9 protein-coding genes and 1 pseudogene are annotated in these 15,678 nt (G+C 32.7%); 4 read left to right on the top strand and 6 right to left on the bottom strand.

From position 1 onward, the window contains the following. Positions 1–8: 8 nt before the first annotated feature. Entirely contained in the window at positions 9–890 is an 882-nt protein-coding gene (locus tag JFT95_RS10770) for an IS3 family transposase (protein WP_002140633.1), read from the top strand. Positions 891–1,099: 209 nt separating this feature from the next. Here the strand turns inward: JFT95_RS10770 and pulA are convergent, their stop codons facing one another. The 4 genes and pseudogenes from pulA to JFT95_RS10750 all read right to left on the bottom strand — a co-directional run bounded on the left by pulA (position 1,100) and on the right by JFT95_RS10750 (position 9,594). Further along, entirely contained in the window at positions 1,100–3,670 is a 2,571-nt protein-coding gene (gene pulA, locus JFT95_RS10765; RefSeq protein WP_078422385.1) for a type I pullulanase, read from the bottom strand. A 516-nt stretch (positions 3,671–4,186) separates the two neighbouring features. Then, positions 4,187–5,889, bottom strand: a pseudogene (locus tag JFT95_RS10760) (M4 family metallopeptidase). Positions 5,890–6,575: 686 nt separating this feature from the next. Then, positions 6,576–8,522, bottom strand: a complete 1,947-nt coding sequence (locus JFT95_RS10755) for a bifunctional metallophosphatase/5'-nucleotidase (RefSeq protein ID WP_201052208.1) — start codon at positions 8,520–8,522, stop codon at positions 6,576–6,578. 556 nt (positions 8,523–9,078) lie between these two features. Further along, entirely contained in the window at positions 9,079–9,594 is a 516-nt protein-coding gene (locus tag JFT95_RS10750; protein WP_201052206.1) for a DinB family protein, read from the bottom strand. Positions 9,595–10,130: 536 nt separating this feature from the next. On the opposite strand from JFT95_RS10750, the gene secY reads away from it, so the two are divergent. Both secY and JFT95_RS10740 read left to right on the top strand, forming a co-directional pair. After that, a complete protein-coding gene (secY, locus tag JFT95_RS10745; protein WP_201052204.1) occupies positions 10,131–11,435 on the top strand; it encodes a preprotein translocase subunit SecY in 1,305 nt (434 codons plus the stop codon). A gap of 81 nt (positions 11,436–11,516) precedes the next feature. Beyond that, positions 11,517–11,960: a carboxymuconolactone decarboxylase family protein gene (locus tag JFT95_RS10740; protein WP_201052202.1), complete on the top strand. Its 444-nt coding sequence runs from the start codon at positions 11,517–11,519 to the stop codon at positions 11,958–11,960. A 215-nt stretch (positions 11,961–12,175) separates the two neighbouring features. On the opposite strand, the gene JFT95_RS10735 is transcribed toward JFT95_RS10740, so the two are convergent. Next, positions 12,176–13,093 (bottom strand): DMT family transporter, encoded by a 918-nt coding sequence (locus JFT95_RS10735; protein WP_002127552.1) that lies wholly within the window; start codon positions 13,091–13,093, stop codon positions 12,176–12,178. 148 nt (positions 13,094–13,241) lie between these two features. Here JFT95_RS10735 and pdxR point away from each other — a divergent pair, with 148 nt between their 5' ends. After that, a complete protein-coding gene (pdxR, locus tag JFT95_RS10730; RefSeq protein ID WP_002127551.1) occupies positions 13,242–14,681 on the top strand; it encodes a MocR-like pyridoxine biosynthesis transcription factor PdxR in 1,440 nt (479 codons plus the stop codon). A 78-nt stretch (positions 14,682–14,759) separates the two neighbouring features. On the opposite strand, the gene JFT95_RS29555 is transcribed toward pdxR, so the two are convergent. After that, entirely contained in the window at positions 14,760–15,047 is a 288-nt protein-coding gene (locus tag JFT95_RS29555; protein ID WP_242487608.1) for a hypothetical protein, read from the bottom strand. Positions 15,048–15,678 lie beyond the last annotated feature (631 nt).

The raw sequence follows: 15,678 nt of genomic DNA, 5'->3' as shown, positions 1-15,678 counted from the left end.
AAGGAGGAATGAAAGTCGTATCCAAAATAAAAAAATTCGAAGTCATCCATGAAATGACAAAAACAGGTTATACAGTGACCATTCTATGCGATATTGCTGGTGTAACCAGAAGTGGATACTACAAATGGCTAAAACGGCATACGACGCCTTCTAAAAAACAATCAGAGGATATCGAAATTAAGAAAAAGATATTGGAGTGTCATAAAAAATTAAGAGGAATTTATGGATATAGAAGAATACAAGTGTGGCTGAAAGCCACATATAACCTTCATTTGAACCATAAGCACATCCAAAGATTGATGAGTGAACTAGGTATCAAAGCCGTAATTAGGAAAAAACGACCTTATTACGGAAAAAAAGAAGCTTATGTGATTTCAGAGAACCATCTAAATAGGGAGTTTCAGGCTTCAAAACCGAATGAGAAATGGGTAACCGATATTACCTATTTGATTTTCAATGGACAGCGCTTGTACTTATCCGCTATTAAGGATTTATACAATAATGAAATTGTTGCCTATGAAACCAGTCGTAGAAACGACTTAAAGCTTGTTTTAGATACGCTTAAAAAGGCAAAGAAAAAACGAAATGTGAAGGGAATCCTCTTACATAGTGATCAAGGATCCCAGTATACATCTCGTCAATATAATCAATTACTTAAAAAATATCAGATGAAGGCAAGTATGTCTCGAAGAGGCAACTGTTGGGATAATGCTTGTATGGAAAACTTCTTCAGTCACTTTAAGGCAGAGTGTTTTCATTTATACTCCTTCCGTAAAGCGAATGAGGTCAAACTTGCCGTGCGTAAATATATGCACTTTTATAATCATCAAAGATTTCAAAAGAAATTAAATAACCTGAGTCCATATAAATATAGAACTCAGGTTGCTTAGTTGCGCTTTTTAAATACTGTCTACTTGACAGGGGTCACTGCAGTGAGTTCTGCTCTTTTTTATTATTAAATTGTAATATAATTACAGTATGTGAAATTATACTACATTAACTTTAAAAGCGAAGTGAAAACAACCTTCACTTCGCTTTTTTCATTTGTAATCCCTATTCAATTTGCTCAATTCAGTATATACTTTCACATTATTTGCTTTTATTTAATCGGTTTCTCTGTTTTTAAAACTAGTGAACTTAATGCAGGAACTTTAATTTTATTGTCATGGACAACGTAAAGTGTTTTACTTCCCGCCTGATTCTCGTTTACTAGCACTTTCCATGGACCTTTCGATGGAAGTGTTATGTCAACGGCTTCCCTATTTGCATTGTGAGCCACCATAAAGTATTCGCTTTTATTCCCACTTCCCTTTCCATCTATTGTATAAGCTACAACATTTTTGGGAACATCGATAAAAGCTACATACTTTTTAATTTGCTCTGCAGAAGTCATACGAAAAGCTGGGTATTTTTTTCGTAAATCTATTAAGCCCTTCATATACTCTACTTCATTATTAAATGCTGCACGGCGTAACCAATCCATCTGGTTAATAGAATCAGGAGATTTGTAACTATTATGATCACCATATTTTGTGCGCATAAACTCTTGTCCTGCATGTAAGAATGGAATACCTTGTGATGTTAATAAAATAGAAGAAGATAATTTATGCATTTGTTTTCGCATTTCTTCACTGTCACCTGAATTAGTCAACTCAAGTTTATCCCATAAAGTATGATTGTCATGTGCTTCCACATAAGTTAGCACCTGCTCCGGATCTTGATAAGTAGACGAATTTGTATCATAGTCAATACCGGCTGTAATGCCTTTTTTAATACGGTCTTCCATGTTTTGCTTTCCATTTACAAAACCATTTTCTTTCTCCTCAAATACACTACCTTTCAATCCATCACGAATATTATCGTTAAAATGAGCAATCCCTTTCATTTTCTCCGCATTTTTTTGATTTGCTTTCAATTCAGCTGCAAGAGGTGTATTTAAATCCCAGCCTTCTCCATGCAGAATAATAGAAGGATCAATTTGATTAACAGCTTTACGTATCTCATTCATCGTTTCATAATCATGAATACCCATTAAATCAAAACGGAACCCATCTAAATTGTATTCTTTTGCCCAGTATGTGACGGAATCTACCATAAATTTTCTCATCATCTTTCGTTCTGAAGCGGTATCATTCCCTACTCCAGTTCCATTTGCTAATGTTCCGTCTTCATTGTAACGATAATAGTAACCTGGAACTAACTTATGAAAATTTGATTCAGCGGCATTATACATATGGTTATATACTACGTCCATCACAACACGAAGATTATTATCATGCAATGTTTGAATCATTTGCTTTAATTCAGTTATTCGAACAGTTGGCTCAAAAGGATTTGTAGAATAGGAGCCCTCTGGGACGTTGAAATTTTTCGGGTCATATCCCCAGTTATATTGTGGTTCATTTAAATTCTCTTCATTTACTGAAGCATAATCAAATATCGGTAAAAACTGAACGTGAGTAACACCAAGATCTTTCATATGATCAAGTCCTGTTTTTACACCTTCAGGCCCTTTTGTTCCTTTTTCTGTTACACCTAAATATTTTCCTTTTTGCTTAATACCACTTTCAGGTTGGATGGAAAGATCGCGTACATGCAATTCATAAATAATAGCATCTTCCGGATTTTTAAATTTCGGTTTTTTGTTTGCTTTCCATTTTTTCGGATTTGTTTCTTCTAAATCAACAACTGCACCTTTATCTCCATTTACAGAAGCAGCACGCACATACGGATCAACCGCTTCAGTCCACTTATCCCCAATTTTCACCTTATACGTATAAAAGAGACCTTTTTGGTTCCCTTTAAGTTCTGCTTTCCAAGTTCCCTTTTCACCTTGTTTCATGTTTATTTCAGTACCTATTTTATCGCTCCATTTTTTATATGTAACTAACTTCGCTTCACTCGCAGTAGGAGCCCATAAACGGAACTTTGTATGTTGCGGAGTATATATATTCCCTAAATCATTACCACCATAATAAAATAAATTATCAAATTCCTCGCTACGAATGACTTTACCGATTTCAGTATTCGCATCAGCTAAGTTTGCTATTTTAACTTTGTATGTTTGTTTTAAATCAATTTTCTGTTCCGTAATTATTTTAACCTTATTAGTAATATCTCCACTATTTTTATCATAAGGACTAATTCCCTTAATTTTAACGCCTTCAATTTCAATTTTCTGTTCCTTACTATTAAACGGAACATTAGTCGTTACAGTAATTTCATTAAAACTATCAATAGTAGCTTTTTGAATTGAGAGATCCGAAGAAGGCTTAGAATCATATACTTTTTCATCACCCGAAAGGATCCATACTTCAGCACGACCATCCCTTATATTTTCAACCCAGTGATCACCTCCATCTTTTTCCCATTCATTGGTACGAACTATAAACCCTACACGATTATAGTCACCATCTATTTTTATCTTAGCGTATTTTCCAAATTCATCTTCACCAGTAAATTCATAAGATTTACCGTTTGCATTTTCTCCCCATACCCAAAGATTCCAGTCTTTTGTATTTCCAGATTTCTCTTTGTAATGAATGATAACTTCAGTTGTTTTCGAATTTGAAACTGCCTTCACACTCTGAAAAGAGAAAACAGATGATAACATAACGATTATGGTAAGTAATAAAAACGATTTGTTAATTAATTTTTTTGTAATTTGCACCCCATACACCCTTTCTTTAAATATTACGAACAATTTATTATGCTCATACTACGAAACACGGTTTAAATTAATCTAGGAATCTCTTTTACTTCACCTCCATATTGGCTATTTTTACGTATGTATTTCAATGATCTTTTATACGAAAATCAAATATAAGATGGAAACAACCCTTACGAAAACGTTTGCATTAAAACTCAAAAAAATAGATTTGTTTATTCCTTCTTATATTTGTAAATACTAAAAGATCAGGGAAATCATTTTAAAGCAATCGTTTGTTATCGCTTTCATTTTATAGCACTTACCATTAAAAGGTCAATATATTATTAATTTTCTGTTTTTATATCCTTGAAATCTTATATATTTGTCGTAACTTATTGAAGATAGATGCCTGATTATTGCTTAGTAATTTTATTTTCACTAATACATTGCTACGTAAAAAATCAGCTAATATCCTTAAAATGACATTAGCTGATTTTCATAATGTATTAATATATGAATGAAAACTATATTTCTAACTTACTTAATTTTTGCTGCATCAAATGCTTTTTGCACTGCTTGAACTTCAGCTGTATTCGCCCCATATTTATTAGTTGCCACTCGAATACATGCTGATTTCAATTCTTTGAAATTAGATGTCATGTTTAATTCATCTGTATTTGCATAATAGAAAATATCAAACATTTTATCTTCACCAATTCCTTTAACAGTTACTCCGTTATGAGTTCCACCTTTTGCAATGAGATACGCAACTTTATTAATAATACTTGAATTAAAATGAACGCCGCCTTGATCCCATCCATTAAAATCGTTAAATTCACTGTAATCATCTGGATAAGGTACTCCAAGTGAAGATGGAACAGAAGCTGGGTTTTCCATATCACGGAAAACAGATCCAGTTTGTTCTCCCATTGTCCAGTTAAAGCTTCCATTATTTACGTATTTCTCAATAGATGTTCCCATAATATCAGATAGCGCTTCATTAATCGCACCAGATTCACCGTAATATTCAAGATTAGATTCGCTAGAAGTAACAGCATGTGTAAATTCATGTCCAGCTACGTCATATGCCTTGACAATAGGATCGCCATATACAAGCATACTTCCATTATTAGCACTTAATGCATTTTGCCAATTTTTCGGATCGTTCGTATCTTCAGAATCCCAAGCATGTACAACTGAAACTACCTTTTGTCCCTTATTATCAAAACTATTACGCTTATATTTATCTTTATAAAAATCAAATACCTTTGTTGCTAAATAATGAGCACTTACTGCTTTTGGATCGTTAAATGTTGTTGAAGTGCTGGTTGCTAGTGTACCAGGATAATAGCTTTCTTCTTTAGTAATATCTCTGTAATTCACATCATATGTTTCAATTCCTTGCCCTCTTGTATAATCAGCAAGTGCATATTTACCATTACTTTGTTTAGAAATACCAAATGAACGAGATATACCTAAATCATCTTTTCCTGTTCCAGTTAATGATGTAAGACTATTTTTTTACTTTCCTTTAAAGCTCCAACTAGTTTTTCACTTGCTTTTAAGTTAGATTCTTGTACCATATTTTTTAACATATCACCATTTTGTGCATTTACTAAATAAGTTCCAGAAACATAGTTTGGTGTTGCCGCTTCAAATGTAACTTGATATGCATTGCTAGCTTGTCCATTATTTTCATCAACAAAAATAACTTCCTTAACTTCTGGCTCAGAAATAAACTTGATATCGTTCCCGTATTTCGTATAAATATATTGTTTCGCTTCATCTTTTGATAGATTAATAGGCTTTTTCAATTCTTCTTGTTTTAAATTTTGCGCGCTATCGCCTGAAACACTTTTAATAACACCGTTATTATCTACGTGTGCAGTTAATTGATGGCCATATACTTCTTTTCCTTCGTATGTTTGCTGCATACGCACAAGTGTTGTTCCATCATACGAACCACGTTTTTGAAGAACTTTATAATCTACTCCTGTTTCTCCATTGACTTGATTTGGAGAAAGAGCTTGTTCAGCTTTCTCCTTAAGAGCATCTTTTACTACATTCTCTGGTGTTTTTTGTGACGGTTGTGTAAGTTCACCTGAACGGAATGAGTCCTCCTGAATTTGAACTTGAAGTTGATCTGTTTCCTCTGCATGACCTATTCCGTATGGTGCCACAGCTGTTAAAGCTAATCCTGTTGTTAATGCTACTTTAGTTAATGTCTTTGTGTTTTTCATTTTTTCACCTCGTATAATTTTTGAAATAGAAAGCTTGTACAAAGTATACTGTCTATTTATGTCGAAAAAAAGAGAAAATACAAAATTCATGTAATATTATGCAAAATTACATATATGTGGTCGATAAAATAAAAAATGAGCCCTTTTAGGTGCTCATCCAATTGGTTAGTCGTTAATTATCTATATTCATTCTAATCAAAGTACACTTATATCTTATTAACAACATAAAAAACCACTCTTTACTATTTTAAGAATAGTAGATAAATACTTTAGTGAGGCAACGCATATACAAGTTAGATTTTTCAATATAATTTTGTTATTTATGTCTATAGCTGCATGGATTGTAACGTTTTGAGACTGCTGAAGTCTTATATGAGTTTCAGGCTTTTTTATCTTGTCAAAAATATCTTTCAAAGATATTTTTGTCTCCCCATTTAAATATAGAAAAGGACATATCTATTGCATGTTATTAACTTAAGGTATGTTCTTTTAAAGCATATTATAAATATACATAGTGAGAAATGAAACAATAATTATTCAAATGAAAAATCCCCTAAATTTTTAAAGCGATTCAGGGGATTTTTTACCGATGATTCTCTATATTTCCATACCGATCACAAACTTTTTTAGGATAATGGTATGTCCAAGTTTAATAGTTTTTTGCACGAGAGCCATCTTTTTTATATTTATTTAATTATCCTACTAAGTTTTTTGTAAAATTCACCTTTTCTTTTTACATGATTAAACTGATTTGGATTAATATTAGCTTTTTGTGAGAGTGCTACAATCTCTTCTTTTGTAATTGAATCTTTAGTATTTATAGATGCTATATTTGTATATTTTCCATCTTCTGTTTTTGGGATTTCTAAAATCCCTTTATTTACAAGATCAACTACAGCCTTATGCTCTGAAGAATGTGTATCTACCCCAGTAATTTTCCAATTATGCATAACTTTTGGCGTGTATACACCGTTCTTTACCTCTTTTAAATATGTAATAGCAAGGTTACGAATGGTTCCACCTGTTTCTCCGAATGCATTCTCTTGTTTAGATGACCAAGTTTGTTCAAATTTACGTCCCTCTAAAGCTCCCCCTTTTGCCTGAAGAGCCTCCATTCTATACGCATTCATTCCTAGCGTCATAACATCGCTCATTTTGATTGGTTTATTTGTACGAATAGAGCGTAAATTTGTAATTCTACTACCATATGGTTTTGTTAAGTCAATTTCGTATTTTACGCCTCCAAAGAAATCGTTCGTACTGTATTTAGACGCACGACGATTTTTATCAAAGCTAACTGTTACATCTCCGGCACGAGATGAGTTAAAATATCCTGCTGCCCATTCCATATAGTCTTTTAAATCTTTTCCAGTTATCTTATATACTGTAATTTCTCCCAAAGCATATTGATAATTATAAGCAATATCTCTCTTCTTTATAGGACCTATATCCAAACGGGCATAATCATTATCAATTTGATGGGCTACTACATCCGCCTTACTGTAATGGAGCATGACTTCATGAAAGAAATCTGATAAAGGTGTCTCTTGAATCTGCACACTTGGAATACCCTTTATTTCATTTTCAGGAACAAGGTTTCTACCCTTTAATTGGGCGACTACAACATTTGCATCTCCTCTCGCATACTCATGAAAAGGTGTTAGTGTTTCTTCAAGTGTAGAATCAGATAATACTGTAGTTCCATCAGCATTTTTTACAGGTATAGCGGTAGCTGTTTTATCTTTTAAAACAAGCTTCCCATCTTGCTTTGTAAAAGTAAGGTCAATACGTGAAATATGCGTTCCGTATTTATCTGGTTCTGTAATAATTACGCCATTTACAACTTCTTTTTTTACAAGTTTATGCATATGAGCCGCAAAAATAGCGCTTAGTTCCGGACAAGCATTCGCAATATCTTGAACACCAGTACCTGGGATTCCATTCTCATTTTCTAGTCCCATATGCATAACCCCTACCATTACATCTACTTTATCTTCTAATTCTTTAATAGCCTTTTTTGTCTCTTCTACTGGATTTTTCACTACTAAACCATCCAAATGATCTGTCCCTTTTTCAAAATCACTAATCATTGGTGTATTCATACCAATAATCCCGACTTTAATTCCACCTTTTTCAACAATCGTATATGCAGGAAGAAAACGCTCTCCATTTTCCTTATAAATATTTCCTGCTAACGTCTTTCCCTTGTATTGCTCACTAACTTTTTTCAATGTATCTAATCCAAAGTTGAATTCATGATTTCCAAATGCCCAGGCGTCATATCCCATTGTATTCATTGCTACCATCATTGGCGATTGTGGCTTATCGTTGAATAATTCTACTGAGTTTCCTTGAATTGTATCCCCGGCATCTACTAATATGGTATTTGGATTTTCTTGACGTACCTTCTTTATAACCGTATAAAGCTGCGTCAAACTTCCACTCATATTTGCTCCATCAAGCGCATAATCCCAAGGCATAAATCTACCATGAATATCTGCAGTACCTAACAATGTAATATTAACATTAGATTCCTCAGCCTTAGAAATAGCTGGTTTGACTGTTACTGCTGTTACAAGAAGCATAAGAATAATAAAATTGCATACATAGTTCTTCCATTTCATTTTTTGCATAATAACAATATTTCTCCCCTTTTTGTACTGTCATAAAGTTGCTTGAACTTTAAAAATGTAACTTATTATTCAGAGAAATTCAACTACAAAAGATAATTTTGTAGTTGGTTTTGCTGTGAAAATATAGAGAATAAAATGCATATATCCCCTAACAGAATAGTATTTTATCATTTTCTAATAAAATACTTCTTCCTCCAACGTGTGAAGGGCGCTAAACCAACGGTAGATGTATATGTACTTTCAAAATTTTGGACATATAACTCATTTTCGGATTTCATTGCCAATTTATTTCCTTCTAAATGAAAACGCTGAGATCACTTCCAAAAATAATAACCCCGCTCTTCATTTAAGACGGGGTTACACTTATACAGCAAATCGGATTCAGATTTTTTTCAAATGTTCGTTTCCTCTTCAGGAGTAAAATCTGCTAGTTTCGTATTTTTTCTGCTTATTGGTTGCTTTCAACTAAATTCATCATAATTTTAATCAGGACTTGTATTTTATCACTCGAACCCTTGATGCTATCCCAAATCGCTCAATAAATAGATAATGATTTTTACTTTTCAACTCCACAAAGCAATTTTATCTCTTTAATTTGTTCTATATGACGCTGTTCATGCAAATAGATCAGTTCTATCCACTGATCAAGAAGTAATTCTCCAAGAGCTGGATGCGTCACTGATTTTTTCGCTAATATAGATTCATCTTCTATTGTACTCAGGAAACGCATCAATTCTTTTCTAGAGTCGTTTAACAAATCAACCATTTGCTGCACTTCAAATGGTTCTATACTTGGTTCAATCATTTCTGGGGCTATAAATTTTATCGATCTATCTAATAAAATAGTGTGAATTTCTTTACGCTCATTTAAGATACTATCCATCTTTTTTAATCCCGATGAAATAACTGTTATAACTCTCTCATCTAATAAAACTAAGTGATGACAAACTTGTGCTATACTCCATTTATCCTTATTTGGTTTCCTATTAAATTGAGCATCACTTAACAAATTAATTTCCTCAAATAATTGATTTCTAGTTTCATAAAACTTGTCATTTACAAATGTATTCATGTGAATTCTCCTTTCGCTAGAACCTACATACTTAAATTCCTACGCTAGAATTATTCTCTATGGAAAAAAGATTTTCCTTCACTATTATTCCAATCCAATCTTTTCTTTCTTTAGTAGGTTCTCTAATTCATGCTGAAATGTATGAGTTCTCTCAACATCCTTGAAGATTTCCTTGAGGTTATTATACGCTACAGCTACATCATAATACTTTCAACGGAATCCTTTCAATATAACTACATAAAACGTTCCTAATTATCAATCTAGCATTAAATATATGTAAAAAATCACTCTATTCATTCATTTTTAATGCTTATGTATGTACATTTGTTAATTTATTAGTTATATTATGGGTATTGAATGATTACGAAAAGTTAATAAATCGCTTGTATAACACCTTATATTTTTATATCCGTGAAAACTACAAAATGTATAAAATTCCATTTGTCAAATGAATTTAATGCGGAAGGAGGTTTGTGGTTACTTCATCGGGATATAATAATCAGTTTTGAACTGATAAAAATATAGGAGGCGACATAATGTTTCGTACGATTTCAAATTTCATGAGAGTAGCTGAGATAAGAAACAAAATTCTTTTTACACTAGCGATGCTAATTGTTTTTCGAATTGGCACGTTTATTCCAGTTCCTCATACTAACGCAGAGGTATTAAAAGTACAAGATCAAGCCAACGTTTTAGGTATGCTGAACGTATTTGGCGGAGGAGCACTGCAACACTTCTCAATCTTTGCTGTAGGTATCACACCATATATTACAGCTTCTATCATTGTACAATTACTACAAATGGACGTTGTACCTAAATTTACAGAATGGGCAAAGCAAGGAGAAATGGGCCGTAAGAAATCAGCTCAATTTACTCGCTACTTTACAATCATTCTCGCATTCATACAATCCATTGGGATGTCTTATGGTTTTAATAATATAGCAGGTGGACAATTAATTACAGATCAAAGCTGGACTACATACTTATTTATTGCGACAGTTTTAACTGCTGGTACTGCATTTTTACTTTGGTTAGGTGAACAAATTACCGCTAATGGCGTTGGTAATGGAATCTCAATGATTATCTTCGCAGGACTTGTTGCGGCGATTCCGAATGTCGCTAATCAAATTTATTTGCAACAATTCCAAAACGCAGGCGATCAGTTATTTATGCACATAATAAAAATGGTTTTAATTGGACTCGTAATTTTAGCGATAGTTGTTGGTGTTATTTACATTCAACAAGCTGTTCGAAAAATACCGATTCAATATGCAAAAGCTGTTTCAGGAAACAATCAATATCAAGGAGCAAAAAATACTCATTTACCTCTTAAAGTAAATAGTGCAGGTGTAATTCCTGTTATCTTTGCTTCAGCCTTTTTAATGACGCCGCGTACAATTGCGCAGCTCTTCCCTGATTCAAGCGTATCTAAATGGATAATTGCGAATCTTGATTTTGCACATCCATTTGGAATGACACTATATGTGGGTCTTATCGTTGCCTTCACATATTTCTACGCGTTTATTCAAGTAAATCCTGAACAAATGGCTGAGAATTTGAAAAAGCAAAACGGATATGTCCCGGGTATTCGCCCAGGTAAATCTACAGAACAGTATGTAACAAAAATTTTATACCGTTTAACATTTATCGGTGCGATTTTCTTAGGAGCAATTTCAATATTACCACTTGTATTTACAAAAATCGCTACATTACCACCATCTGCTCAAATCGGTGGTACAAGTTTACTAATCATCGTAGGTGTTGCATTAGAAACGATGAAAACGTTAGAAAATCAACTTGTGAAGCGTCATTATAAAGGTTTTATAAAAAAAGTGAATTAATTACAAAAACACACTAGAAGTCACAATAGCGACCTAGTGTGTTTTTATTATAAAAACTTATAATAACGGAGGTTTTGTCTTATGAGTCAAAGAATGTCTTATTATGATATTTCGCCTGATGGTATGAAAATTATGATGGATATGGAGAAATACACGAAGAAATCCTCAATTAATCGAGCTGTTAGAGAGCTTATAAAAATTAGAGTCTCTCAAATTAACGGCTGTGCTTATTGTATCGATATGCATACTTCTGACGCCCGAAAATTGGGTGAAACCGAGCAAAGAATTTATTGCTTAAATGCTTGGGATGATTGTGATTTTTATACTCCTGAAGAAAAAGTTGCTTTGGAACTATCGGAGCATATTACTCTCATTCCTACTAAAAGAGTTCCTGAAAATCTATACAACCGTGTACTTGAATACTTTGACGAAAAACAATATGTTGATCTTGTGTTAATCATTAATCAAATAAATAGTTGGAATCGAATTTCTATTGCGATGGGTAATACCGTAATAAAAAAATAACACTTATCCACCAAATAATATGCGATCGATTTAGTTAAGTGTAAAATTAAATACACCCTATATTAAAACACAGTTGGTTATTTCTCCAACTGTGTTTTTGATTTTACTATCTCTAATCTGTATTCTAATGTGTTAATCATTTTCTTCAAATTAACTATTTTTTCTTCTAAATTTTGAATACGTTTTCCGCTGTTTTCCACATCATTAAGCTTTAACTACATCTCTTTTTTTAACAACCTTCCTTGCTTAAAATAAACTCCAAGTGTAGAACGATTCGCTAAAAATACACCAATCAAGATTAAACAAGCTCCAATTCCCATTGCAGGATTTAATGGTTCTCCTAATACAAAATAACCTACAATAACAGCGATTAACGGGGATACATATAACCACGTTGATGGAAATACAGGATTTGTTTTTGATAAAAGCCAGTAATATAAACCGTGCCCACCGATAGACCCTACAAATATGAGATATAAAATTGGCCATTGTACATTCCAAGATGTTAAGATTGTTAGATTAGGCTGTTCCATTACGATAGATACAATTAACAACAAAACTCCTCCATAGAACATTTGAATGCCGTTAATGAGAAATGGTGATACGTTAGGTAAATCTGAAAGTATTTCTTTTGAACGAATAGAACCTATTCCATAAAACAACTCCCCTACTAATATAACAAGGCAAGCGATACTCCATATGAATGTAAGTTCTTGATGCATTCCAGGTAAAGAAATGCAAAAAACACCTATAAGTGCTATAACTAAAGCAACAAGTTGTTCTTTTTGCAATTTTGTTTTATTTCTCTTTGATTGCAATAGCAAGATCATCATTGGACCCGTAGCAGATAGAATTGCAGCTAATCCAGAAGAAATATATTGTTCTGCCCAGTAAAGGGTCGCGAATGTCATAAATGTTAAACAAAAACCAGCATATATAATACGTTTTGATAATAAGTAAGGCATAATATCCTTTCTCTTTAATTTAAAAATAATAATGAGAATAAGACCGGCCAAAAAGAAGCGAATTCCAGCTGAAAATAACGGCGGTGCACCTGCCTCAATTCCGATTTTTATCGTTAAAAATGTTGTTCCAAAGATGATACATACTAAAATATAATTTAAAATGACCATTTTCCTTCCTCCTTTTTACTCTTGAAATGAGTATAGAGGATATGGTGTATAACAGTGTATCCGAGCATATAACAGTTGAATAAAAATATAGTTGATTGTCAGACTATTTTTCGCTTTAATTAAATTAAAAAGAAAAACAGGTGATTCTATGAAGATAGTACTACGTAAAGAATCCAACATACCATATTACCAACAAATATATATGCAAATTGTTGAGAGAATTCAAAGCGGGATGCTTTCGCATGGCGATTACCTCCCTTCTTTACGTTCTATGGCCGATGATTTGCAAATTAGTTTATTAACTGTTCGTAAAGCTTATAAACAGTTAGAAACGAAAAGTTATATACGAATTGAACAAGGAAAAGGTGCCTATATACATAAACGTGTGAACAAAGATTTCAAACCAATTCCATATCAATGGCAACAAACGAAATCCATTAATGTTATGCGTTCTCAATATGTAATGAACCAACATCGTAAATATTTTGATTTTTCACAGGCTGTCCTTTATCCACGTTTATTACCAAATCCGTTTCTTTCAGATGAAATGCACAAATTACTTAATAAGGATCAAATGATACTGGCAACATACGGACCTGTTCAAGGTGACAAAGAACTTAGAGTGGAAATAACAAACTACTTAAAAGAACACCAACAAGTAGTTACAGATCCATCTCAATTATTAATTACAAGTGGTGCCCAGCAAGGAATTGATTTAATCGCCCAAACATTATTAAAGCCTGGAGACATAGTGTTAGTAGAAAGTCCGTGTTATGGAGCGGCGCTTGATGTATTTGTTAATAAAGGAGTTCAAATTATCCCTGTTAGTCTTGATAACAACGGCATTCGCTCAGATTTAATCGATGATATTTGTCAAAGAAAGAATCCTGTTTTGTTATATGTGAATCCTACTTTTCAGAATCCAACGGGCACAGTAATGAGTAAAGAAAGAAGAATGGAACTTGTAGAACTAGCAGAGCTTTATCAATTTTTCATTTTAGAGGATGATTCTTTCGGAGAGATATATTTTGAGGATTTTAAAATTCCCCCTCCAATAAAAAGCTTTGATACAAATGGTCATGTTATATATTTAAAAGGATTTAGTAAAACGTTAGCACCAGGTCTTCGCATCGCGGCACTTGCAGCTGAAGGTCCTATCTTTGAATGGTTATACGCCGTGAAGGCTTCGATGGATATTGGTAGTCCCTTATTGACACAAAAAGCACTACTTCCTTTTTTACGAGCGGAACGAATGAAAAATCATTTAGAAAAATTACGGACTGCTTTACAAATTAGACGCGATTTAACAATTGATATATTATCTCCATTAAAAGAATTAGAATTTGAAATACCTAATGGAGGATTTAACTTATGGGTTACACTCCCTCAGTCAATCGATCCTTTTACATTATTACAAAAAGCGAATGAAGTAGATGTTTCTTTTTTACCCGGCACAGCTTGTCTGATAAACCATGAAAATCAATATAATCATTTGCGAATTAGTTATTCAATGTTAAATGAAAAAGATATGTTGATTGGATTAGAAAGATTACATGATACAATTGCCAAGTTTAAATCAATGATTTAAACTTCAAAACAACAACGAATAACTTCTTATTCACACAATAAAAACCAACACTTTCAAAAGTGTTGGTTTTTTATTTATTTACAAACTAATTTCTGCTGCTGTGAAAGTAATTGGGCCATTTACAAAAAGTTCTGCAGTTGGAGAGTTAGTGCGCACTGTTAAAATATATGATACTTCATCTTGTGAAGAGCCGATTTGATCAACGTGTTGTGCCACTACTTGTGTTACGTCATCATGAAATTCGGCATCAATTTCAATAATAGATTGATATATAAGCTTTCTATTGAAACCACTTACACGATAAATTGCAGTTATAAGATCACTTGGTGTTAAACTATTATTATTTATGTGGAAGAGACCATTCAACCACACTAAATCCCCAGATTTAACATGTTGTAAATTTACTTCTGCAACTGTAGTTAATTCTTCTGAAACGACAATACTATTACTTAATGGTAAGTTGATGATTGAAGAAGATGTATCATAAGCGAATCCTACTAGTCTGCTTTTTTCTTGTTACTATCACAATCAGTATTGCATCCTTCATCTTTTTTGTTTCCATTATAATACTTACTTTTTCCTTTACAGCACTTGTGATTTTTCTCTTCATAGCTATCGCAATATTTGCAGTAATAATACAATGAAATCTCCCTTTCTAAATAAATGTAATAATATATAATATTACTTCGATTTAGAAAGGATTGGACAAACTAGAATTTTATGAATTTTGAGGTTCTCTACTAACGAAAATTCACGTTAAAATAGTTAATTGGATATCAATAGTATATCCTTGTCCTTTTTATTTGTGCATTTTTTAATACACCAATTGACTGAACCGTAATATTTTTCATATACACTCAATTTTTATTAAGTATCTCCACATTCTTTTCAATAAACACCTTCTATATTTCCTAAAAACATACAATATTCGCATTTAATATTCAGTTAAATCACTAAATTTTTATGTATATTATTTCAAGTTATATTAGCTACACAT

It is taken from the genome of Bacillus sp. TH17 (assembly GCF_016651125.1).
GTDB classification, from domain to species: domain Bacteria; phylum Bacillota; class Bacilli; order Bacillales; family Bacillaceae_G; genus Bacillus_A; species Bacillus_A mycoides.
This window is presented reverse-complemented; position numbering and strand designations above follow the sequence as displayed.